The organism is Cohnella sp. SGD-V74 (assembly GCF_003001675.1).
In the GTDB taxonomy this organism is placed as follows: domain Bacteria; phylum Bacillota; class Bacilli; order Paenibacillales; family Paenibacillaceae; genus Cohnella.
This window is the reverse complement of sequence record NZ_PVYW01000010.1, coordinates 230419-252619: the sequence shown is the minus strand read 5'-3', so window position 1 is coordinate 252619 and position 22201 is coordinate 230419. Positions and strand designations below refer to the sequence as shown.

19 protein-coding genes are annotated in these 22201 nt (G+C 58.5%); 9 read left to right on the top strand and 10 right to left on the bottom strand.

The genetic code is table 11. The annotated features are described in order from the left end of the window. Nucleotides 1-111 precede the first annotated feature (111 nt). From B0G52_RS16980 to B0G52_RS16970, 3 genes are all read left to right on the top strand, one after another. The gene (locus B0G52_RS16980; protein ID WP_094046405.1) at nucleotides 112-750 is read left to right on the top strand and encodes a DUF1700 domain-containing protein; all 639 of its coding nucleotides are present in this window, start codon (nucleotides 112-114) and stop codon (nucleotides 748-750) included. Next, on the top strand, nucleotides 747-1616 hold the full coding sequence (locus B0G52_RS16975; RefSeq protein ID WP_158223746.1) for a DUF4097 family beta strand repeat-containing protein: 870 nt from the start codon (nucleotides 747-749) through the stop codon (nucleotides 1614-1616). Before B0G52_RS16980 ends, B0G52_RS16975 begins: the two co-directional genes overlap by 4 nt. A gap of 238 nt (nucleotides 1617-1854) precedes the next feature. Beyond that, nucleotides 1855-3921 (top strand): multicopper oxidase family protein, encoded by a 2067-nt coding sequence (locus B0G52_RS16970; RefSeq protein ID WP_094046401.1) that lies wholly within the window; start codon nucleotides 1855-1857, stop codon nucleotides 3919-3921. A 12-nt stretch (nucleotides 3922-3933) separates the two neighbouring features. On the opposite strand, the gene B0G52_RS16965 is transcribed toward B0G52_RS16970, so the two are convergent. Then, the gene (locus B0G52_RS16965; protein ID WP_094046399.1) at nucleotides 3934-4803 is read right to left on the bottom strand and encodes an SDR family oxidoreductase; all 870 of its coding nucleotides are present in this window, start codon (nucleotides 4801-4803) and stop codon (nucleotides 3934-3936) included. Nucleotides 4804-4921: 118 nt separating this feature from the next. Here B0G52_RS16965 and B0G52_RS16960 point away from each other — a divergent pair, with 118 nt between their 5' ends. After that, nucleotides 4922-5893: a helix-turn-helix transcriptional regulator gene (locus tag B0G52_RS16960; protein WP_094046396.1), complete on the top strand. Its 972-nt coding sequence runs from the start codon at nucleotides 4922-4924 to the stop codon at nucleotides 5891-5893. Between the two features lie 21 nt (nucleotides 5894-5914). Here B0G52_RS16960 and B0G52_RS16955 read toward each other — a convergent pair whose 3' ends face one another. Both B0G52_RS16955 and B0G52_RS16950 read right to left on the bottom strand, forming a co-directional pair. Beyond that, nucleotides 5915-8956 (bottom strand): EAL domain-containing protein, encoded by a 3042-nt coding sequence (locus tag B0G52_RS16955; RefSeq protein ID WP_158223745.1) that lies wholly within the window; start codon nucleotides 8954-8956, stop codon nucleotides 5915-5917. A gap of 167 nt (nucleotides 8957-9123) precedes the next feature. Continuing rightward, nucleotides 9124-9714, bottom strand: coding sequence for an AAA family ATPase (locus B0G52_RS16950; RefSeq protein WP_158223744.1), 591 nt, complete (start codon nucleotides 9712-9714; stop codon nucleotides 9124-9126). A 160-nt stretch (nucleotides 9715-9874) separates the two neighbouring features. Here B0G52_RS16950 and B0G52_RS16945 point away from each other — a divergent pair, with 160 nt between their 5' ends. Further along, nucleotides 9875-10924, top strand: a complete 1050-nt coding sequence (locus tag B0G52_RS16945; protein WP_094046392.1) for a glycoside hydrolase family 130 protein — start codon at nucleotides 9875-9877, stop codon at nucleotides 10922-10924. 214 nt (nucleotides 10925-11138) lie between these two features. Then, on the top strand, nucleotides 11139-12236 hold the full coding sequence (locus B0G52_RS16940) for a PRK06851 family protein (protein ID WP_094046390.1): 1098 nt from the start codon (nucleotides 11139-11141) through the stop codon (nucleotides 12234-12236). Between the two features lie 83 nt (nucleotides 12237-12319). Here the strand turns inward: B0G52_RS16940 and B0G52_RS16935 are convergent, their stop codons facing one another. Continuing rightward, nucleotides 12320-12742 carry a type II toxin-antitoxin system PemK/MazF family toxin gene (locus B0G52_RS16935; protein ID WP_094046388.1) on the bottom strand — a complete coding sequence of 141 codons (423 nt, stop codon included), beginning with the start codon at nucleotides 12740-12742 and terminating at the stop codon, nucleotides 12320-12322. 3 nt (nucleotides 12743-12745) lie between these two features. Then, nucleotides 12746-13012: an AbrB/MazE/SpoVT family DNA-binding domain-containing protein gene (locus B0G52_RS16930; protein ID WP_143762578.1), complete on the bottom strand. Its 267-nt coding sequence runs from the start codon at nucleotides 13010-13012 to the stop codon at nucleotides 12746-12748. 196 nt (nucleotides 13013-13208) lie between these two features. On the opposite strand from B0G52_RS16930, the gene B0G52_RS16925 reads away from it, so the two are divergent. Together B0G52_RS16925 and B0G52_RS16920 are read left to right on the top strand one after the other, a co-directional pair. Continuing rightward, nucleotides 13209-13439, top strand: a complete 231-nt coding sequence (locus B0G52_RS16925; protein WP_094046384.1) for a hypothetical protein — start codon at nucleotides 13209-13211, stop codon at nucleotides 13437-13439. Nucleotides 13440-13614: 175 nt separating this feature from the next. Continuing rightward, on the top strand, nucleotides 13615-14046 hold the full coding sequence (locus B0G52_RS16920; RefSeq protein WP_094046382.1) for a hypothetical protein: 432 nt from the start codon (nucleotides 13615-13617) through the stop codon (nucleotides 14044-14046). 346 nt (nucleotides 14047-14392) lie between these two features. On the opposite strand, the gene B0G52_RS16915 is transcribed toward B0G52_RS16920, so the two are convergent. The 4 genes from B0G52_RS16915 to B0G52_RS16900 all read right to left on the bottom strand — a co-directional run bounded on the left by B0G52_RS16915 (nucleotide 14393) and on the right by B0G52_RS16900 (nucleotide 18782). Continuing rightward, the gene (locus B0G52_RS16915) at nucleotides 14393-16069 is read right to left on the bottom strand and encodes a glycerol-3-phosphate dehydrogenase/oxidase (protein WP_094046380.1); all 1677 of its coding nucleotides are present in this window, start codon (nucleotides 16067-16069) and stop codon (nucleotides 14393-14395) included. Between the two features lie 135 nt (nucleotides 16070-16204). After that, entirely contained in the window at nucleotides 16205-17695 is a 1491-nt protein-coding gene (gene glpK / locus B0G52_RS16910; protein ID WP_094046378.1) for a glycerol kinase GlpK, read from the bottom strand. Between the two features lie 34 nt (nucleotides 17696-17729). Further along, nucleotides 17730-18278: a glycerol-3-phosphate responsive antiterminator gene (locus B0G52_RS16905; RefSeq protein ID WP_094046376.1), complete on the bottom strand. Its 549-nt coding sequence runs from the start codon at nucleotides 18276-18278 to the stop codon at nucleotides 17730-17732. Nucleotides 18279-18416: 138 nt separating this feature from the next. After that, the gene (locus B0G52_RS16900) at nucleotides 18417-18782 is read right to left on the bottom strand and encodes a winged helix-turn-helix transcriptional regulator (RefSeq protein ID WP_094046374.1); all 366 of its coding nucleotides are present in this window, start codon (nucleotides 18780-18782) and stop codon (nucleotides 18417-18419) included. 107 nt (nucleotides 18783-18889) lie between these two features. Here B0G52_RS16900 and B0G52_RS16895 point away from each other — a divergent pair, with 107 nt between their 5' ends. After that, a complete protein-coding gene (locus B0G52_RS16895; RefSeq protein WP_094046372.1) occupies nucleotides 18890-19555 on the top strand; it encodes an NAD(P)H-dependent oxidoreductase in 666 nt (221 codons plus the stop codon). An 84-nt stretch (nucleotides 19556-19639) separates the two neighbouring features. Here the strand turns inward: B0G52_RS16895 and B0G52_RS16890 are convergent, their stop codons facing one another. After that, a complete protein-coding gene (locus B0G52_RS16890) occupies nucleotides 19640-21940 on the bottom strand; it encodes a hypothetical protein (protein ID WP_094046370.1) in 2301 nt (766 codons plus the stop codon). Nucleotides 21941-22201 lie beyond the last annotated feature (261 nt).

Here is a 22201-nt window from a genome sequence, read left to right as displayed (position 1 = left end):
GAATTCCGCTTCCCCAACTTAGGTCGAGGTCGATCGCCACCTCGCGTCTGATGACAGCCGGGCGAACGATAAGCTATGATGGGAACAGTTCATTGAAAGGAAGTCTTTGCCATGAATAAAATGGAGTTTATGGATAAAATGAGCGCGGATCTTGCGCCATTGCCGGAGCACGAGAGAAACGAACTGCTCGTCCGCTGCGAGGAATGTTTCAGAATCGGCCTGGAGCAAGGGAAGACGGAAGAGGAAATCGTCGCGGAGCTGGGCTATCCCGCGCAGCCCGCCGAACCCCGATTCGAGCAATCTTACGCCGGTTCTCCTTACGGCAACGTTCCTTACGGCAGCGCCCCTTTTTCCGACCGGGTTCCTCCTCCGCCTCAGACTTGGACCGCTCCCGCGCCGAAACGTCCGCACGAACCCAATCGCGACGTTCCGCGTTTCATCGGGGTGGGGATTCTGCTGCTCTTTCTTAATCTGACTCTTGCGATCCCGGTATTCGCCGCATTATTTTCCGCGTTCGTCTCCGTCTGCATCGCCGCGCTCATCACTCTGCTGGCTCCGCTGGCACTGGCCGTCGAGACGTCGCTGTACGGGGAATTCACGAACGCCAAGCTGATGATGTCGCTGGGGATGACGGGCATCGGAATGATTCTGGCCGACCTGTCCCTCCTGTTCAGCAAGGGGCTGTTCCGCGCGACGAAAGCCTACGCGGGATGGAATTACAAGACGTTGAAAGGAAGAAATCAGCGATGAGAAAATTTTGGTACTTTACGGCGTTCTGTCTGATCGTGATCGGGATCGCGGGCGCACTGAACCATAACTGGAATACGGTCGACAAAGACATGCGGGATTTCGAGAAAAAATGGACTTTCTCGGCGGAAGAGCTTCGCAATCTGAGCATCAAGAGCGAATACAACGTCAGCATGACGTTCGTCAAAAGCTCCGACGGCGTCAACTCCATCCATCTGAAGGGTCGCGGAACGGAACAAATGATCGAGACAATCCAGGCGGCGGAAATTTCCGGCAGCAAGCTGGATCTGGAGCTTATCCGCTTGCCCCGCAGATACATGAACTTATTCGGTTTTAACTTCGATAGTCCTACGGAACAATTCGTCGTCTCGGTGACGGACGATGCGCTTCTCGACAAGTTGAAGCTCAAGCTCGACTCCGGCAACCTGGAATTGAAGAACGCCTCGCTCTTGCGAATCTCGAGCGCGGTGCTGGATTCCGATTCCGGCAACATGTCTCTCGGAGAATTCGCCAGCGATACGCTTGAGATCGACGTCGATTCCGGCAACGTCAAGGCGGAGCGTGTTACCGCGAACTTGACCGCTTCCATCGACTCCGGCAACATTACGATCGAGAACATGACCGGCAAGGCCAAGCTCTCGGCCGATTCCGGCAACGTTAAGCTGTATAAGCTGGACAGCTCCGATACGAGCATTTCCGTCGATTCCGGCAATGCGTACGTTCGCGTCCCGGCGGACTTCGCTGGCGTGTACGACCTGAAGGCGGACTCCGGCAGAGTGCGCGCGCCAGAATCCAGACGCCAGACGAACGATACCATCAAAGTCAGAACCGACAGCGGAAACATTACGATCGAGGAAGCTCCTCGGTAACCGGTCTCCGATCTGCCGGCTGATCGCCAACAGGCGCACCGCATCCCCTTCGGGTGAAGCGGTGCGCCTTTATTCGCTTTGCGGAAGCCTTGTAACCCGTTGCAAGACGGAGAACCTGCTCCAACTTAAGTCGGGGACGCATTCCAAACCCCGGACGGTTACCCGGGAAGCTCGGGGAAGGTAGGATAGAATCAGTAACCAATCCCGTACGGAACCGACTGACGAGGAGGCTCATCTCTTGTTTACTATTCTTACCAGCATCATATACGCCTGCGTTTTCTTCTTGCTTATTCTATCCTGGATCGCCGGCAGCAAAGCTTCCAAGCTGCTCTACGGCGGATCGACCGAAAGACTGCACCGCAAAACCCGCAAGCAAATCGTCTGGGCCGTCTACCTGACGCTGCCCGCGATCGGACTCGTCGCCGCTACCCTGGCGATGGCCGCGACGATGGCCCCCGTCTTCTGGGAAGACCGGGTGCTGCTTCATCTCCCCCTTGCGCTCGTTCCCGTGCTGTCCGTATGGGTGCTTGCCGTACCGCGCCTGACGAAGCTCTGGAAAGCGACGCGCAACGTGTCCGCGGCTCCGCTGCCCGTGGAAATCCGCAAGCAGGCCGCCCAGCCGCTGGTCATTCTGCCTTACCGAATGTCGACGATCGGCGCCGCGACCATCTTCTATTTCTTGCTGGTGACTCCCGTGCCTTTCCGGCTCGGCCCCGTGCTCGTTCCGATCTTGCTGGCCGCGGCAGCCGTCGCTGCTCTGGGTTACGCTCAGGAACGAAAGTACGGCAGAGTCGGCGATGCGAACGCTCCCGCTCCGACGCTGCCGCGCGGAAGATGGCTGCGCGCCGCCGGCATCTCCTGCGTCGTGATCGGCGTCGCCGCCTTGATCTTCATCGTCGGCAGCCGGAGCAGCCGGCTGCCGGCCGCAATGAGCATGGCTGACGGTCCGATGGACTTCGGAGGAGGAACGGTGCTCGTCCACGATCCCCGCACCGATCTGTCGCTGGCTATGCTGACCGGTCCGAGGGACCGGGAGCCGGATCGGAAGATCACGTTGACGGCGGAGAAGAAGACGATCGAGCTGAGTCCGGGAGAGCCGTTCGAAGCCTGGACCTTCAACGGCCAAGTGCCAGGCCCCGAGCTCCGAATGAAGCAGGGAGAGCTTGTGGAGGTTACGCTGATCAACCGCGACATTGAGGAAGGGGCGACGATCCATTGGCATGGACTCGACGTTCCGAACGCGGAAGACGGAGTAGCCGGAGCGACGCAGGAAGCCGTCATGCCCGGCGAACAACATGTCTACCGATTCGTCGCCGAGCAGACGGGCACGTTCTGGTATCATTCTCACCAGCATTCCCAGGAAGCGGTGAAGAAGGGGTTGTTCGGCAGCCTGGTCGTCGAGCCCGAGGCCGCCGAAGGAATCGGAGCGGAGGAAGAAGACCTGACCATTATGACGCACGTCTGGAAAGGCGTCGGAATGGCGATCGGCGATCGCAGCGGCATCCAGCGCAAGAAGGTCGTTCCGGGAACGCCGGTGCGCCTTCGTCTGATCAATACCGAGGATTGGGTCCGGCAGGATTACACCTTGACGGGGACGCCGTTCCGCGTCGCCGCCATAGACGGCACCGATCTGAACGGTCCGCAGGAGTTGGAGAACGTGCGGATCGAGCTGACGACGGGCGGCCGCATGGATTTGACGTTCTTGATGCCCGACGCGCCCGTCTTCCTGAGCGTCGGCCGTTCCGGCAAGCTGGGCGTGCTTCTGAGCCGGGACGGCACGGGCAGCGTGCCGGATCTCCCGGAGACGACCGCGTTTAATCCGATCGATTACGGCACGCCCGCCGCTGCCGCCATACAGGCCGACAGCGACTTCGACCGCGAATTCGAGATGATTCTCGACAACAAGCTGGCTTTCTACAACGGGGAATTCGGGTCCTTGTATACAATCAACGGCGAAGTGTTCCCGAACACGCCGATGTTCATGGTGCAGGAAGGCGATCTCGTCAAGACGACGATCAGCAACCGCGGCGCCGTCGATCATCCAATGCACCTGCACGGCCACCATATGCTCGTCCTCTCCCGCAACGGCGAACCGTCCACCGGCAGTCCCTGGTATTCCGACACGCTGGACGTCCAGCCGGGCGAAATCTACGAGGTCGCCTTCGTCGCCGACAACCCCGGCTTATGGATGGACCATTGCCATAACCTGGTTCACGCTTCGGTAGGCATGTCGATGCATCTCATGTACGAAGGCATCACGACGCCCTATCAGATCGGGAGCGACACCGGCAACCATCCGGAGTGACCTGCGCGTTCGTCACAGCCCTTGCTCCGCGGCATAGTTGCCCCAATGAGGGCGCCTCCCGTCGACGTCTTCGATTCCGTAGTCGTCCGACAATCCCCAGGAAGTGTACGCCTTGCCCGACTTGCTCAGCAGATCCGGCTCGGCGGCGAGCGCGGCCAGTCCTCTCGCAAGGAAGAACGGCGTCTCCGACTGAAGGAAATGCGGCTCCTTCTGCGCTCCGTCGCGCCAATTCGCCTCGGTGACGCCGAAATAATCCAGCATCTCCTCGGATCGCAGAAATCCCGGCGTGACGGCAACGGCCGCCACGCCGTGCGGCCGCAGCTCCGCCGCTTGCGCCTCCGCGAGATGAATGACCGACACTTTCGCCAGGCTGTACGGCAAGTTGCCCCGATAGCGGTAATCGTATCCGTCCGTCACTTCCACGATCAGCCCTTCGCCCCTCTGAACCAGCAACGGAGCGCCATAATAACTCGTAATCATATGGGAGTGCACGGCTCTGCGCTGCATGAGCAGCGCCTTGTCCAGAGATCCCTCCCAATAAAGCGTGCCCCACTCCGTCAGCTTCTCGCCGCCCCAGACGTCATTAACGATGATATCGAGCCTGCCCCCTTGCTCGCCTCCGATTCGTTCGAACAGAGCCTTCACCTGCTCGGGTTCCGTATGGTCCACCCGCACGGGGATGCCTTGCCCGCCTCGGGCGGTTATAAGCTCTGCCGTCTCCTCGATCGTCTCCGGCCTCGCCAGATCGGAGGGCGCTCCCCTGACGCTTCTTCCCGTCGCGTACACGGTCGCCCCGGCCTCTCCGAGCGCAATTGCGATCGCCCTGCCCGCTCCCCGCGTCGCACCCGCGACAACTGCTACTTTTCCCGCCAATGGTTTCATACTCTCTTTTCCTCCTTTAATTCGATCCTTCCTCCTCAGATTAGCCTTGATATATGACACCTGCTGTCATATAAATCGGATATACTGAGCATAACCGAAACAAACGGAGGAACGACGCATGAGAGCCGATCGACTGCTGACCCTGCTTTCCCTTCTGCAAGCACGAGGGCAAATGACGTCCAAGGAGCTCGCCGGCGAGCTTGAAGTTTCCGAACGGACCGTCCATCGCGATATGGAGGCGTTGGCGGCGGCCGGCATTCCCGTCTACGCGGAGAGGGGAGCAGCGGGAGGCTGGAAGCTGTCGGAAGGCTACCGCAACCGGATTACGGCCATGACGGTAGACGAGATCCGTTCCTTGCTGCTGCTCCATTCCTCCAGCGTTGTCGCCGATCTGGGGCTGAACGAGCCGTCGGGGACCGCGCTGCGCAAGCTGCTGTCCGCCCTGCCCGAACCGGCGCGCCGGGACGCGGAATACGTGCGGGAACGCATCCATATCGACGGCGCGGGCTGGCACTCCGCTCCCGCGCGCTCCGCGCATCTGCAGACCGTCCAGGAGGCGGTCTGGGAGCAGCGCAAGCTTCGCATCCGCTATCGCGGGCGGGTTGCGGACGAGATAACGGAGCGAACCGTATTGCCTCTGGGCTTGGTCGCCAAGACGAGCGTCTGGTACGCGGTCGCCATGGAGGAAAGCGCGGAAGAGGATTCCCTCCGCACTTTCCGGCTGTCCCGCCTGCACGGCGCCGAGATGCTGGACGAAACCTTCGTCCGGCCGGAGGGCTTCGATCTGGCCGCCTATTGGGAGCAGTCGATGGAACGATTCAAATCCAATCTGCCCCGCTATCCCGCTCGGGTTCGCGTGGCTGCGGCAAGATGGGAAACGTTCGCGGGCGAAAGATACGTGAAGACGGTCTCATGCGAGGAAGTACGAGGGGAAGAGAAGATGGAGGCGTTCGTCGAGTTCAACACGCTGGAGTCCGCGCGCGACATCGTGATGAAATACGGCCGCGACGCGGAGGCGCTGGCTCCGGACGAGCTTCGCGCCGCCGTGCGGGAGGAATGCTTGGCCGCGGCCGCGCTCTACGAGGGGTGAAGCGCGCAGCCGCACCTCGGCTTACCAGTTGACAATTTCGAGGAAATACGCAATGAACTGATCGGACGTCATCGGGCGACCGGTGAAGAAGCCCTGGATGCGGTCGCACTGGAGCTGCTGAAGCCGCTTGAGCTGATCCTCCGTCTCGACGCCCTCCGCCGTAACGGACAGTCCAAGCCCGTGCGACATTTCGATAACCGCTTTGGCGATGGCGGCGTCGTCCGAATCCTTCGTCAGATTGCGGATGAACGACGGATCGATTTTGACGATGTGCAGGGGCAGCTTCTTCAGCCAGTAGAGGGACGACTGGCCCATGCCGAAGTCGTCGATCGCGATTTTGACCCCGATCTCCACCAGTTGGCCGAGCATTCGGATGCTGTGCTCCATATTCTGGACGGCCGTATGCTCGGTAATCTCCAGGCACAGATTATACGGCTGGATGCCCGTGTCCTTCAGCACCTTGCGGACGATGTCCGGAAAATCCTCCTGCTGGAACTGGAGAGCCGAGATGTTGACGGAGATGACGAGCGAAGGCATGCCCGCGTGAATCCAGCTTTTGCACGCCCGGCAGGCTTGCTCCAGCACCCACTGGCCGATCGGGATGATCAGCCCCGTCTCCTCCGCCAGCGGAATGAACTCGCCCGGCTGTATCGTTTTTCCGTCGGACGAGCTCCAGCGGATGAGCGTCTCCGCTCCGTACACTTTACCCGATACGAGAGACACTTGCGGTTGAAAATTCAGCGCCAGCTCTCCCCGTTCCAACGCGTGTCTGAGACCCGTTTCCATATTGAACCTCTCAACTCTTTTCGAGCTTAATGCCGGCGTATAGACCTTGAGCCGGTTGCCGCCGTTTTCCTTCGAATAGTACATCGCCAAATCGGAGAATCGGATGAGCGAGTCGACGTCCTGCGCGTCGCAAGGATACATGCACGCCCCCAGGCTCGCGGACAAATAAAACTCCTGCCCTTCCAGCACGAACGGCTTGGTCAGCATCAGCAGCATCCGGTCGGCAATGCGGTTGATCTCCTCGGCCCCTTCGATCCTGGACAGCAGCGCGATGAATTCGTCGCCGGCGAATCGTGCGACGATCCCCTGAGGCCCGACGCATTCCTGCAACTTGGCAGAGGCCAACTGGAGCAGCAGATCGCCCGTCTGATGACCGAGCGTATCGTTGACGATCTTGAACCGGTCGAGATCGATCATCATGACGGCCAGCTTCTTGCCGTCCTTGACCCGCTCCTCCATGGCCTCCTGGAGCAGTTCCTTGAACCGCATGCGGTTAGGCAATCCCGTCAAGGAATCCCAATAAGCCAGCTGCGTGATCTTCGCTTCGTTGAACTTCTTCTCGGTAATATCGGTAATCGAACCGATGACACGGTCTCCGCGGCCCGAAGCTCCGCGAACGAGATCGCCCGCGAGATGCACCCAGATCTGCCGATCGCCTTCCGCCATTCCGCCGATTCGCAGCTCGATCTGGATCGGCTGCCGGTCAGCCTTGGAACGGACGCGTTCGAGCGCCCGCCACATTGCCCGGCGGTCCTCCGGATGCAGCAGCTTCAAGAAGGAGCGGGGGTCGCTCGTCAGCTTGGCGGCGGACGGACTTAATATTTTGTGCGCGCGGATGTTCCAATCGATCTTGCCCGTGCTCAGATCCCAGTCCCAAATTCCGTCGTTCGTGACGTTCGAGACGATCTCCAGCTTCTCCGCGATCGCACGGACGCGGTTGAACAGCAGCTCCCGCTCCAACGCGACGGCCAGAATCGTGAAGCTATGCCGGAACAGATCGTTCGCGATGAAATTGGAGTTCGGGTCCAGCGGTCCGGCCAGCGCGATGTAGCCCCAGTTTTTCATCTCCGACTTGACCGGGTGAAGCACGACGACGTCCCCTCCCCCGGGCAGCGTTCCCGGAGGCAGCGTCTCAAGCGGAGGAAAATGCTCGAACGGATACGCCGAGCCGTCGGGAGGCACAGGGTCGCCCCTCTTGCTGAACGTCTGGCGCACGACCAGGCGCCGGTTGCCGCTCTCGTCCGTCTCCCACAGAGCCAGGCAGCCCCAATGCGCGAGATTCCAGAACAGCTTGGAGAAGTCGACTCTCTCGTCCCGCGTCGCGTTGATGAGCCCTCTTGTCATCCGGTAATTGTTGTTCGTGATCGTATGGAACGAACGGCGCAGCTGCGACAGGCTGATCAAGTAGCGGTCGAATTCGTCCGCCGTCCGGAACTGCGACCTCTCCGAACAGGAGCAGGAAGACCGGACGACCAGCTCGGCCGGCACGAACGTGGCCTCCTCCGATTGCGAACGCCCTTCCAGCAGCTCGACGGCGATTCTCACCGCTTCTCCGGCCATCCGTTCAAGGGGCTGGCGAACGGTCGTGAGCGACGGGTAGTTGACCGCCGCCTGATAGATATCGTCGAACCCCGTCACCGCGCAGTCTTGCGGAACTCCGAGTCCACGCATCTGCAGGCAATCGGTGGCGCCGAGCGCGTTGAAGTCCGTGCCCGCGGCGACCGCCGTAAACTCGGCGCCCCGGTCCAGCAGCTCCAGCATCGCTTTCTCTCCGGCGTTCATGAGGTTGTCTTCGGTGTCGACGACGAGCCGTTCGTCGAGCGGAAGCCCCCTCTCGGCCAGCGCCTCCAGATACCCCTGGTAACGCTCGTACAGATCGTACTGCGCCCGATTGCCGATAAACGCGATTCGCGTATGTCCATGATCGATCAGGTGCCTCACTGCCGCTCTCATGCCCGAACGATTTTCGACCAGCACGGAGTGGCCCGAAGGAACGGGCGAAGGAAAGCCGATGCAGACGAAAGGCTTGCCGCTGTTTTCCAACGTTTCGAGAACCGTCTCGCTCGCGGAGGGCAGAATGGCGATCCAGGCGTCGATAAGCCCTGAGGCGATCGGTTCCTCCAACGAATCGATGCCCAAATAGTCGTCCGCGACCTGCACGGCGAACAGACGGGAACGTCTCTCCCGAACGGCCTCTTGAATGTAAGGCAGCAGCCTGCCGTAATATTCGCCGTCCAGATACGGCGCGATGACGCCGATCCGGTACTCCTGAACCATGATGCTCCCTGCCTTCTTTGCATAGGAAGAATAATTGACTGCTATGTCAAGTTTCAACATTTTGCTTCAAAATCCTTTTATAATCGGCACAATGAATGAAAAAAACATGAAACCCGATCGGGCTTCATGTTTTGCGACGCGAATAGGCGGGTTGGGCGATCCCCGAGTCAGAAGCGGATATGCCGAATCTGTGTTCGGATGCGGTCGTACGCCTTGCGCATGCGGCTTCGTTCGTCCGGCTGCAGCGCCAGTCCCGCCAGCTCGGCGATTCGCTCCGCGTTGTCCGCGACCGAATGCCCCTCGGTGTCGAGATGATAGGCGAACTTCTCGTCGGAGAGCGCCGCCACGCACCGGTCGATCTGCGCGGCCGCCCATGATTCGCTTCCCTCTCCCCGGCCCCTCAGCCGCTTCAGCAGCGTCTCCTTCCCCGCGCACAGCGCGAAATGGCGCACCGACACCCCATCCTCCCTCAGCCGTCCGACGATCTCGTCGAAGTATCCCGGATGGACGAGCGTCATCGGCGCAATCACGACGCCGTCGTATTCGCTGTCCAGATGCTTAAGCATCGCGTAGTTCGTGTCCCGCCACATCGGATAGTCTTGAAAATCGCCCAGCGCGATCCGCTTGGGAACGTTCTTGCGAATAAAATAACCGGCATTCTCCGGATCATAGACGAAGGAGTCCGGCAATCTTCTGTGCAGCTCATAGGCGGTCTGCGTCTTGCCTGCGCCGAAGGCGCCGTTAATCCAGATGATCATCCGCTTCACTTCCGTTGTAATGGACTCGATTTCCGTACTGTTTCCTTTTCGCCGCGTCGTCCGGTCTATCCTTCTTTTTTCGCTCCGCAATGAGGAAGCGCCAATCCGTATTTCCCGCTCCGAGGCTGCATATTCTACGAGAAAGAGGAGTTGGTCCCGTTTGCCGATCGCCAGACACCCCGACAATCCAATTCTCCGGCCCGCGGACGTACCGCCGTCCATACCCGACTTCCGGGTGATGGGCGTTTTTAACGCGGGAGTCGCCGTCTATGGGGAAGAAACGATTTTGCTGTTGAGAGTGGCGGAAGCGCCAGTCGGAGAAAATGAAATAGAAATTCGCGTCCCGCTGCTTGACGAGAACCGAGGAACGGTCATCGTAGAGCGCTTCTCCGCGGACGATCCGCGCTACGACTTCTCGGACAGCCGCGTGATCCGGGAAGGCTCGCGGGTCGTTCGGCTCACCTCGATGTCTCATCTGCGCGTCGCCCGAAGCCGGGACGGCGTGCGCTTCTCCGTCGACGCGCATCCCTTCCTGTATCCCGAAAACGCTTCGGAAGCCTGGGGCATCGAAGATCCGCGGATTACCCCGCTGCCGGACGGCTTCTACATCGCCTATAGCGCGGTATCTTCCAGCGGTGTGGCGGTCGGCTTGGCGAGAACGGCCGACTTTCGCGGCGTCGAACGCCTTGGCCTGATGCTGTCCCCCGAAAATAAAGACGCCGCCCTGTTTCCCGAACCCGTCGGAGGGCGCTGGTTCGCGCTCCACCGCCCGGTTCCGCATTCTTTCGGCGAACCGGAGATGTGGATCTCCGAATCGCCCGATCTCGTTCATTGGGGCAATCATCGTCATCTGCTCGGACTCCGGCCCGGACGCTGGGACGGCGCGAGGATCGGCGGCGGAGCGGTCCCGATTCGCACGGACCGGGGATGGCTCGTCCTCTATCACGGAGCGGACGCGGCCCACCGCTACTGCATGGGAGCGGTGCTGCTCGATGCGAACGATCCGGGCAAGGTGCTGGCTCGCTCCTCGCGCCCGATTCTGGAGCCGGAAGCCGAATACGAGGTCAACGGCTTCTTCGGCAAGGTCGTGTTCTCCTGCGGCGCTCTGCTGGACGGAGACACGATCCGCATGTACTACGGAGCGGCCGACGAGACGATGGCGCTTGCCAAGTTTTCCTTGCAGGACGTGTACGATACGTTTGACGGATGACCCTGTATGGCGTGTGAGCTATACTCCGACATGATTCCTGCATGGCGTATTCGCTTTACTCCGCCAAATGATCCTGAGAGCACCGACGGTACGTCCGGCGGTTCGCCAAATAACTCCAGGCTTGATGGTCGCCCGCGTTCAGCCGCACCAAATCAAGGGCGACGAAATACGATGGATATAGGCCATGACATCAGCCTAGGAAGGTGTGACGAAGATGAGCGGCAACATTTACGACTTTTATACGGGCGGCAACACGGCGAAGGGCTACACGAGCCTGCTTCATTCCTCCTTGCAAGGATTGGAGCGGCTTTACGTGCTGCGGGGAGGCGCTGGATTGGGGAAAGCCTGCAGCCTTCGTTCGATCGGCGACAGACTTGCAGAGGCCGGACATGAAGCGTGGCGTATCTCCTGCGCCTCCGATCCGGATGCGCTTGACGGACTGATCGTTCCCGGACTGAAGCTCGGGGTTATCGACGGCACGACTCCGAACGCCTTCGTACCGAAGGTGGAAGGAGCGACGATACTGGAAGTCGACTTGGCAGAAGCGTGCGATAAGTCGGCTCTCGAAGCGCGCGCGGCCGAAATCGCAAGCTTGGAACGCGACATATCGGGCAAGTACGAGGAAGCTTATGCCGGATTCGCCGAAGCGCTTCGCGTTCATGACGATTGGGAGAAAATCTATATCGGCAATATGGATTTCCAGGCGGCAGACGAGTTGACCGTCGAATCGATCTCTCGGCTGTTCGGAGACCGGAAGCAGGAAGGGACGGCTCAGGAAATTCACCGCTTCCTGGGCGCGGCGACTCCGCAGGGGGCGGTTGACTTCGTACCCGGCCTGACGGACGGGCTGAAGCGGTATTTGCTGAAGGGGCGCCCCGGCTCGGGCAAGTCGACGATGCTGAAGAGGCTGGCCGCCGCGGCCGCCGAACGGGGCTTCGACGCCGAGGTCTACCATTGCGGCTTCGATCCGAACAGCCTCGACATGGTTGTCGTGCGGGAGGTCGGCTTCGCGATCTTCGACAGCACCGCTCCGCACGAATATTTTCCCGACCGGCCTTCCGACGAGATCGTCGACATGTACGAACGCTGCATCGCTCCGGGAACGGACGAAACCTATGCCGAAGAGCTCGCTCCGATCAAGCAGCAATACTCCGCCGACATGAAGCGCTCGATCGGACTGCTGGCGGAAGCCCGCGTCCTCCAGGATCGGCTGGAAGGGCTGTATGCCGAGGCAGCGGACTCCGCAGCGCTGGAACGGATCGCCGAACAATTCCGGGAGGATGTCCTGCGGCTCGCAGCTTTACAGGTGTAACGATAAAAGATGCATGTATCTTCCTCTGTCGCTGCTGCGCTTGGAAGGCATGCATCTTTTTTGGGGGTCGGTGTAGGGATAGTTTAGTTTTCGGACTCCTCGTCATCTTCAGGGTAAGCGACGATTCCCATAACATTATCGATAATCTCTTCAAAAAAAACGGAGTACGGATCGACCCTGCCGATAACAACCGCATTTCTTGCGTCAAGATCAATCGATCTTATATTGTTAATCAGAACTACACCTTCCAGCTCCATAAAGTGGAGGTTTGGAGGCAGTAATATCGAATTGGGTGTTCTGATTCCCGGAGGGACAGGGATTTCAAAGCTATGCCCCATCGCTTGCGTCGTGACCGGAACGGTGAGCGCCATTTTGTTCAATGAAGGATCAATGAATCCGTCCGATATTACGATTGAGGCACGGTAGCCGTTTTGCTCATGTCCTTTTGTGGGGTGAAGCTGGCACCATACAATACTGCCTCGTTCTACGTTCCCTATAATCGTCATTTCTCAAAACTCATCCCCTACGGAATCGTCAATCAGTTCGCCTTGGGACATTTGCGGCGTGTTTTTTCCGCGTCTTGCCAGATACAGCTTGCGCAGTTCCCGGTTAGATTTACGCTTATTCTTCTCGGCCGATTTTAATAGAATGCCTTGCTCGGGGACCAGGTGAACTTCCACTTTCGAACCCAGCGCCAGATTAGCGTGCTCCAAGATCTCCTGAGGAATGCGGACACCCATGCTGTTTCCCCATTTCCCAATCGTTGTAGTCGCCATGTATACCCCGCCTTTCTTGCTCTCTTGAGTCAATTTTACCACATCCCTCTCCGTCCGACTATCCAAAGTATATCCTTCACCCGAAAAAAGATTCCAAAAATAGGCAAGCTCCTTTTTAACCAGGAGCTTGCCTTCCCTTCAGCAGAAATCATCAACTGAATATTTTCCCGACCGGCCTTCCGACGAGATCGTCGACATGTACGAACGCTGCATCACTCCGGGAACGGACGAAACCTATGCCGAAGAGCTCGCTCCGATCAAGCAGCAATACTCCGCCGACATGAAGCGCTCGATCGGACTGCTGGCGGAAGCCCGAGCTCTGCAGGATCGGCTGGAAGGGTGGTATGCCGAAGCCGCGGACTCCGCAGCTCTGGAACGGATCGCCGAACAATTCCGGGAGGACGTCCTGCGGCTCGCAGCTTTATAGGTGTAACGACAAAAGATGCATGTATCTTCCTCTGTCGCTGCTGCGCTTGGGAAGGCATGCATCTTTTTTCGGGCCGATGTGTGCTCAAGAAAAAAATAGCAACATTTTCAGGCGAAAAACGTTAGTTAATACATAGGCATAATTCCAAATTATTTCAAATCAGGAGGGTAACATTATGCGATTATACTTAAGTCGTTTGCAAGTTATAATTCTATCTCTTATTTTGGCCGTGGGCGCTACCGTCGGATCTGTTGTTTTTAACAATGCATCGGCCGAAAGCGAACATCCCGCTCTAGAACAATCGCTGCCTAAAGATGAAAAAGGACAAACCGTCTTCCCGAAAAATAAAAACGGCCAGACCTATGGATCGGCTGCGTTTGCCGTTTCTCCCGACAATGAACCGGATCTAATTAAAGCATGGGGCGCAGATGGAAACCTTGGCTATGTTCTCAAATCCGATCTGGATGGGGATAAGCCCAAAAATCCAGAAGAAGCCATTGCACAACAGAAACTTCAAAAAGGAGATCGTATAATTCCGCTATACGATGTAGACGGTAAAACGGTGATTGGGAAGTTCATTATGAGTGGTGCCGCCATACACAATTGAGCGGGGGACGTCATCGGAAAGGCAGCCGCCTTTGGTGCCTATAGGAACAATGACCTGCCGGGTTGAGTGGGTGGCATTCATAACGTTACTGCGTAGCGTTAATTGACCGATTCGGACTCAGACAGCGGCCAATAGAGCGATGGCATAACGTTATCTCTTCCCTATGCCCGCCCTATCGCCTTTGCCCAACACAATAGAGTTACGCCATAACGTTAACCTCACTTCACCCACCCGGCGACGAATCAAATAACGTTACCCCATCGTCCTATGCGATTCTCTGGCTGCCACTCGATCCCGAGCGCTTGCATATCAACTCCGGGAGAGTTGCTTAACCTGACAACATTGCTCACCGCGCCCCTACCCCCTGCAAATCCTGAGGAACAACCGCGTCCCGAACCGCGTCGTCCAGCTCCGCCGCATAGCGCGCAGCCGATTCGTCGCTCCAGCCGAGCAGCTCCTGCATCAACACGATGACGCCGGCTTTGTAGCGCCGAACCGTCTCGATGTCGAAGAACAGAGCTCCCGTGCGGCGAATGAAGAAGTCGACCGGCTTGGCGGCCATCTCTTCCTCCACGGCATATCTCACCCGCATGTAGAGATCCAAAGGCAAACCGAGCCGTTCCGCTTCCGCAGCATCCCCATAGCGGTACACCCGCTCCGCGTTGGAGCCGTAGAAGCGCGCGATCCGCAGGCTCGCCTCGGCGGACAGGCCCGCCGCCTTTCCTTCGCCTGCAACCCGCGAAGCGTAAGTTTCCAGCCTGGCAGAGCCGCCCACTTCGCCCCCGGAGATCGCCATTCCCTTCGTCCGGCAAGCTCCCGCCTGCACGCGCCCCTGAAGTCTGCGGGCGACCAAGTCGACCGTATCCTCGGCCATCTTGCGATAACCGGTCAGCTTGCCTCCGGCAATCGTGATCAAGCCTGACGCGGATTGCCAGATTTCGTCCTTGCGGGAAATTTCCGACGGATTTTTTCCTTCCTCATAGATCAGAGGCCGAATGCCCGCCCAGCTCGACTCGACGTCCTTCTCCGTAAGGCGCGTCTCCGGGAACATGAAATTGATCGCATCGAGAACGTACTTGCGGTCGGCCTCCGTCATCGTCGGGTTCGCCTTGTCCCCGTCGTAAAACGTATCCGTCGTGCCCACGTACGTCTTGCCGTCGCGCGGAATGGCGAACACCATCCGCTTGTCGTCGGTATCGAAGTATACGGCTTGTTGCAAAGGAAAGCGACTTTGATCGATGACCAAATGAATGCCCTTGGACAGCCGCAGCTTCTTGCCGTGGTTGGAGCGATCCATCTCCCGCAGCGTGTCGACCCACGGCCCCGTCGCGTTCACGACCGCCTTGGCTCGCACCTCGCCGGTCTCCCCCGTGAGCAGATCCGTCACGCTTGCCCCGCATACTCGTCCGTTTCCATCATAGACGAGCTTCTCCACCTTTGCGTAATTCAAGGCCGTCGCCCCGAACTCCACCGCGCGCTTCATGACCTCGATCGTCAGCCGGGCGTCGTCCGTCCGATACTCCACGTAGTATCCGCCGCCGAGCAGGCCGTTCTTTTTCAACAGCGGCTCCTTCTGCAGCGTCGCTCCGACCTTCAGCATTTTCCGCCGCTCGCTCCGCTTGACCCCTGCCAAATAATCGTACACCCGAAGTCCGATCGACGTGGAAAACGATCCGAACGTGCCGCCTTTGTAGATTGGCAGCAGCATCCATTCCGGAGTCGTCACGTGCGGTCCGTTCTCGTATACGATGGCGCGCTCCTTGCCGACCTCCGCGACCATCTTCACCTCGAACTGCTTCAAATAGCGCAGCCCGCCGTGCACGAGCTTCGTCGAACGGCTGGACGTACCTGCCGCGAAATCCTGCATCTCGACAACCGCCGTGCGCAAGCCGCGGCTTGCCGCGTCCAGCGCGATTCCCGCTCCCGTAATGCCTCCCCCGATCACCAGCAAGTCGTACTCTTCCTTCTGCATGCTCTCGAAGACCGATGTGCGGCCGTTTCCTGCGAATGCGCGTTCCTTCATGACGTATCCCTCTTTTCGCCAGGTATAGAAAAAGAGACCGCAAACACATTATGCTCAATTACGCATAACGTGAAGCGGTCTCTCCTTATCTCTGACCCGATGTATTTACTTATCTCTACTTTACCACGTCCGCGGTCATTTGAAAACCATTGCCGCTTTCACCGCTTTGCCCCAGCCTGCGTACCGGCGCGCCGACTCTTCGGCGTCCATCTCGGGCTCGAACGAACGGTCGATACTCCATTGCCGCGCGATCTCGTCCGTGCTTTCCCAGAAACCGACCGCCAATCCCGCCAAGTAGGCTGCCCCGAGCGCCGTCGTCTCGCCCACGACCGGACGCTCTACCGCCGCTCCCAGCACATCGCTCTGGAACTGCATCAGGAAGTCATTTTTTACCGCTCCTCCGTCTACGCGCAGCGTTTTCAGACTGATCCCCGAATCCGCCTCCATCGCCGCCAGCACGTCCTTGGTCTGATACGCGAGCGATTCCAGCGTCGCCCGGATGAAATGCTCTTTCGTCGTGCCGCGTGTCAGCCCGAATACGGCGCCGCGAACGTCGCTGTCCCAGTACGGCGTTCCGAGCCCGACGAACGCCGGCACGACGTAGACGCCTTCCGTCGACTCGACTCTGGCCGCGTAGCGCTCGCTGTCCTTGGCGTCGGCGAACATGCGCAGACCGTCGCGCAGCCACTGAATGGCCGAACCGGCGACGAAAATGCTGCCCTCCAGCGCGTAAGTCACCTTGCCGCCGATTCCCCAAGCGATCGTGGTCAGCAGCCCGTGATCGGACGCAACCGCTTTGTCGCCTGTGTTCATGAGCATGAAGCAGCCGGTTCCGTACGTGTTTTTGGCCATCCCTTTCTCATAACATGCCTGACCGAACAGCGCCGCTTGCTGGTCCCCCGCAATGCCCGCAATCGGAACCTCGCACCCGAAGAAGTGATGCGTATCCGTCAGCCCGTACACCTCGGACGAAGGCTTCACCTCGGGCAGCATCGACTCGGGCACCGTCAATATTTTCAGCAGCTCGGGATCCCAGCGCAGCTCGTGAATGTTGTACATCAGCGTGCGGGACGCGTTCGAATAATCGGTCACGTGCACGCGCCGTCCGGACAAGCGCCAGACCAGCCACGTATCGATCGTGCCGAACAGCAGCTTGCCCTGTTCCGCTTTCTCGCGGGCTCCCTCCACATGATCGAGAATCCACTTAACCTTCGTCCCCGAGAAATAAGCGTCGATCAGCAGGCCCGTCTTATTTCTGAACGTCTCACTCAAGCCCGCACCCTTCAGCTCTTCGCAAATGTCGGCCGTCTGCCGCGACTGCCAGACGATCGCGTTGTAGATCGGAACTCCGGTCTCCTTGTCCCACACGACCGCCGTCTCGCGCTGATTCGTAATGCCGATGCCGGCGATCTGCTCGGGCTTGACGTCCGATTCCGACAGCACCGTCGCGGTGACCGCGAGGACGGAGCCCCAGATTTCGTTCGCATTATGCTCCACCCAGCCCGGCTTCGGAAAATATTGCTTGAACTCCTGCTGCGCCACGCGCACGATCCGCCCCTCATGATCGAACAAAATCGCCCGCGAGCTGGTCGTGCCTTGATCCAATGACAGAATGTACTTTTCCAACGCTATATTCCTCCCAATGCCCGGTTAGCCGGACTTATTTCCACATGCTCGCATGGCTTGTCGACACCGCGATCGCCCCGGCTCCGAACAGCGGAGGCAAATCCTCGGGCCCGTCGATAAATCCGCCAAGAATAATATCGATGCCGGTCTCGCGCTGAATGATCCCGATCTTCGGGTGAGAGTAGCTCGGCAGAATTTCGATGTAATCCGGCTTGACGTGCGCCGCCGAATTGATAATCGTCTTGACCGAGTGGGAATCGATCAGGAAGCCGCGCTGGATCGCCATCAGTCCGTATTTCTTCGCATGGATGAGACTCGAAGTCCGAGTGCTGATGACGCCGTCGATCTTGATCGCCTTGGACAGAAAATGAATCGAAGCCTCGTCGTCCTTGATCCCCTTCACCATGTCGAGATGGAGGAACATCTTCTTCCCCGCCTGCTTGGCGCTCGAGACGATGCCTTGAAGGTGGATCAGCTCTCCCTCCAGCAAAAAGATGACTTCCTGCGGCGAAGCAAGCGCTTGCTCGAATTCCTTCATATTGCGAACGGCCGGAATGACCGAATGCTTTTTCAATAAGCCCATCTGCCTCTCACCCCTCCCGGCTTACCGCCGAAAAATGCAAAAAAAGCTGCCGAATCGGACACGGACTCGGGGAGTTCGCACCTGCCTGGCAGCTGTTCTCTTCATTCTCACAGCGATCGAATTTACTTGTAGGTTTTATTATAGTCCATTTTGCAGCCTTTTGGAATATTCCGCTCCCCAATCTTTCATACTCATGATGATCGGCTCGAGCGTCCGTCCGAATTCGGTCAACGAATATTCGACCTTGGGCGGCACCTCCGTATAGACTTTGCGCGCTACGACGCCGTCGTTCTCCAGCTCGCGCAGCTGAAGCGTCAGCATGCGTTGGGTAACGCCCGGCATCAGCTTGCGGAACTGATTGAAGCGTTTCTTTTCCTCCAGCAAATGGTACAAAATGATGCCCTTCCACTTGCCTCCGATCACCGACAACGTCGCCTCCACGTCGCAGTAGAACTTCGCCGCTTGGCTGCATCCGTCCAGCTTCTCATCCTCTTGCCGCTTCATTTCTCCGCCTCCCGGTATAAAAATGGATACTATATCACATGAATGTGCGTACTCCTCATTCCTCTCCTTTAGTTATACAATAATATCCGTAAAGGAGGAATCTTCGAATGTTTGTCGATAAAGAAACCGTACTGAACGCGTACCGGTTCCGCCATGCTTGCAAAGAGTTCGATCCGGCTCGCCAGATTCCCGAGGATGACTTCGCCTTCATACTCGAGACGGGCCGTCTGTCTCCCAGCTCCTACGGCTTCGAGCCTTGGAAGTTCGTCGTGCTGCAAAATCCCGAACTTCGCGAGAAGCTGCGGGCGCATACCTGGGGCGCTCAGAAGACGCTTCCGACGGCCAGCCATTTCGTGCTGATTTTCGCCCGGAACGCCGGGGAGATGCTTGACGATTCAGACTACGTTCAATCGATTATGACGGATGTCCAGAAGCTGCCTCCTGAAGCGGCGGCGAACAAGCAGCGCGTGTACCGCAAGTTCCTGGAGTCCGACTTCTCCCTGCTCAGCCGCGAAGGCGCTATCGACGATTGGGCCGGCAAGCAGACCTATATCGCGCTCGGCAACATGATGACGGCCGCGGCCCTCGCCGGCATCGACTCCTGTCCGATCGAAGGCTTCGAGCGGGAGCCGATTGAGCGCATCCTGCGGGATGAAGGGATCAATGACGGGTCCCGCTTCAACCTCGCCTGCATGGTCGCCTTCGGCTACCGCGTCCGCGAACCCCGCGCCAAGACGAGACGCGATCTTTCGGAGGTTGTGGAGTGGCGGTAAGGTTGTGAGTAAAAGAAAGAGAGACCCGGGTTTGGGGTCTCTCTTTCTTCGTGAATGTACCTGTGAGGCGTCTCCGTCGCATGCTCACCCCGCCATCAAGCCGACGCTGTCCAGCATCACCTTGCCGGGTCCTTCGTTAAAATGGAACGTAATCCGCTCCCACTCGGACAAATCGAAGTCGGGGTTCTCTTCCACGAATTCTTTAAGCGGCAGCTCGTAAGTCTGGTAGACCGGCTCTTCCGCATCCTTGAACTTCCCTTTGGCCAGCACCGGCTCAAGCGCGGGCAGCCAGGTGAACTCAGTCTCCACCGGCGGCTCTGCCTCCATGAACAAATCCAGCGGAAGTCTTGCCGAATTCCCGGAACTGTCCTCCAACTCGATCTCGATCGACAAGCTTGATTCCAACGCTTCCTCAAGCGCTTCGAGCTCATCCAAGTCCTCCTCTTGGAGGAGCTCCTTTTCCAATACCCGGCTCATATTCGCCAGAGAGAACAGAAGCAGGTCCTCCTCTTCGGGACTCTCCCGCAAAGCCGGGCCGAGAACGAGCGTATATGAGCCTTCTTCCTGCCATCCCAGCTCGACGCCTTTGTCCGCTTTGCCTTCTCCTTGCCGGTCGAGCGCGTTCGCATGCTGCCAATCGGTCAGACCCGACGCCTCGGCGGCCACATCGCTTGAAGGCCTGCTCGGATCCTCTCCGGAAAAATCGATCAACTTCCGGAAATCCCCGTTCTCATACTGATTAAAGTAGCGCGTATCCGGGAGATAGGCGGAACCTGCCCGATAGTCGCGGAACAATGCGTCGTATTCCAGCGACCGATGAAACACCGTTTCCGCAAAGGCGGACACGTATATCTGAGCTATCCGACGCTGTTCCTCTGCCGGGAGCAGATGCTTCGGCCGTATGAACAACCCCGCGGGCATTGCGTTGTCCGAGCGCCCCCACGTTGTGTTGAACTGACTGTGGTTTGCGTCCTCGATATAGAGTGACGCCTTGAACGCGGAATCGTCTCCGGAAAAATCCACGCGCCCATACTGCCTGTCCCCGTAGAAGCTTACCAGATCGGCGTCCTTGGCCCCTTGCAGCGTCAAGTAAGAAACGTCCTCCAAACGTGGTCGTTCTCCGTCGACCTCGGTGTCCGTAGGCGCAAGCGCGATAACGGCTTGGATCTCGTAGGAAGCCGCGTCAGGCACGGACGGATCTTCCGCGAACCAGCGTTGCGCATCCGCCGCCATCGCCGCCGCTTGGCCTCCCCGAGAATGCCCGAGAAGCGCCACCCTGTTGAAGTCAATCCGCCCGTAGAAAGGCGTGTCTTCTTCCTCGGAATACGCTTGAAGAAGCCGGACATGCTGCAGCAGCAACCACGCGCGCAGCTTCATATCCTGTTCGGGAATGCCCGACCAGACGGAATAGTTGACGAAATTCTCGTCCACGGACACGGCCGCAATTCCTCTGCTCGCCAACAGCTCGCCCAGATAACCGTACCCTTCGTCGGAAAAATCCTCCATCAAATGATTGCCGTGCACCATCAGCATAATCGGGTATGGCCCGTCTCCTTCGGGAAGCCACACTCTGCCGTTCAGCGGCAGCGCCGTCTCGTCGAAACCCCAGAACTGCTGCCGCAGCCATGGCCAATGTTCGATATAGGCGGAGGCGTCGACGGATGGGGACAGCAGTTCCGTATCCTTGCCGAACTCGGCGCGATGCTTATCTTTGCCGCTGGCATACGTGAACTGACGGTAGATGTAGCTGCCTGGCTGAGAAGGGTCGGAGGGAAGCGAAGCCAGAGCTCTCACTTCAAGCACCCCGGAATCCCCCGCGTCCGCCGCTTCGTCCGAATCGGTTGCGGAACCGCCGGAGAGGAAGGAGGGAACCGTCGGCAGGACGGTCAGCCCCGCGACGACGGCTAGCGTGCCAATCGCGATCCTTCTGCTTCGCGCGCCTTTCCTGACGATGAACCCGACGAGAAGTCCGATTCCGCAAGCGGCCAACGTAATCGTCGTTGCCATCGCCAAGGACGCCTTCCAACCCAGTTCGGAGAAATACAGCACGAAGTACGCAAGCACGCCCGAGTATATCGCACCGCCCACCGTGAATCGGGGAAGCTTATCTGCTCCCGCAAGAGCGAGAAGGATCGCGACAACCCAGGCCGCCAGCGCCATGCCCGCCGCGTTCAGCACGAGCGCCGCCCCGATATCGAACGGCCTACCCAGCCCCGTTGGCATGCCAAGCGCCGAGACGGATACGGCCGCGCAATCGAGCGCCCACATCGAAGCTAACGCATATTTCCACACGCCCCGATCGCGCTCGATCAGATGGGCAAGCCTGAGCTTCGTTCTTACTGCTCTTCTTTTTTTCGCGTTCGTTTCGGTATATTCAAGATTCATAGAGAGCATCGCCTCGATAGAACGTTATTCCTTATTATAAACCTAATTCCTAAGCAACTTGAAACGTCAATGTCTAGCATAAGCTTGATACGACACAAAAAGACGATCGACATGACCGTCTCTCTCCACAGTGGCAAGCTTAAAGACACCTTCTGTACTACGGGGCACATTGTAATTTCATTGCATCATTTGAAGGCGAACTGTATAATCTAGATAGAGAATAGCGGTGGACGTCCTCGGACTACACCTAAGGGAACTGGA

Excerpts from the sequence above, each read along its gene's own strand:
- B0G52_RS16980 (WP_094046405.1), top strand. The coding sequence starts at position 112 with ATGAATAAAATGGAGTTTATGGATAAAATGAGCGCGGATCTTGCGCCA.
- B0G52_RS16975 (WP_158223746.1), top strand. The coding sequence starts at position 747 with ATGAGAAAATTTTGGTACTTTACGGCGTTCTGTCTGATCGTGATCGGG.
- B0G52_RS16965 (WP_094046399.1), bottom strand. The coding sequence starts at position 4,803 with ATGAAACCATTGGCGGGAAAAGTAGCAGTTGTCGCGGGTGCGACGCGG.
- B0G52_RS16960 (WP_094046396.1), top strand. The coding sequence starts at position 4,922 with ATGAGAGCCGATCGACTGCTGACCCTGCTTTCCCTTCTGCAAGCACGA.
- B0G52_RS16955 (WP_158223745.1), bottom strand. The coding sequence starts at position 8,956 with ATGGTTCAGGAGTACCGGATCGGCGTCATCGCGCCGTATCTGGACGGC.
- B0G52_RS16950 (WP_158223744.1), bottom strand. The coding sequence starts at position 9,714 with ATGATCATCTGGATTAACGGCGCCTTCGGCGCAGGCAAGACGCAGACC.
- B0G52_RS16940 (WP_094046390.1), top strand. The coding sequence starts at position 11,139 with ATGAGCGGCAACATTTACGACTTTTATACGGGCGGCAACACGGCGAAG.
- B0G52_RS16935 (WP_094046388.1), bottom strand. The coding sequence starts at position 12,742 with ATGACGATTATAGGGAACGTAGAACGAGGCAGTATTGTATGGTGCCAG.
- B0G52_RS16930 (WP_143762578.1), bottom strand. The coding sequence starts at position 13,012 with ATGGCGACTACAACGATTGGGAAATGGGGAAACAGCATGGGTGTCCGC.
- B0G52_RS16925 (WP_094046384.1), top strand. The coding sequence starts at position 13,209 with ATGTACGAACGCTGCATCACTCCGGGAACGGACGAAACCTATGCCGAA.
- B0G52_RS16920 (WP_094046382.1), top strand. The coding sequence starts at position 13,615 with ATGCGATTATACTTAAGTCGTTTGCAAGTTATAATTCTATCTCTTATT.
- B0G52_RS16915 (WP_094046380.1), bottom strand. The coding sequence starts at position 16,069 with ATGAAGGAACGCGCATTCGCAGGAAACGGCCGCACATCGGTCTTCGAG.
- B0G52_RS16905 (WP_094046376.1), bottom strand. The coding sequence starts at position 18,278 with ATGGGCTTATTGAAAAAGCATTCGGTCATTCCGGCCGTTCGCAATATG.
- B0G52_RS16900 (WP_094046374.1), bottom strand. The coding sequence starts at position 18,782 with ATGAAGCGGCAAGAGGATGAGAAGCTGGACGGATGCAGCCAAGCGGCG.
- B0G52_RS16895 (WP_094046372.1), top strand. The coding sequence starts at position 18,890 with ATGTTTGTCGATAAAGAAACCGTACTGAACGCGTACCGGTTCCGCCAT.
- B0G52_RS16890 (WP_094046370.1), bottom strand. The coding sequence starts at position 21,940 with ATGAATCTTGAATATACCGAAACGAACGCGAAAAAAAGAAGAGCAGTA.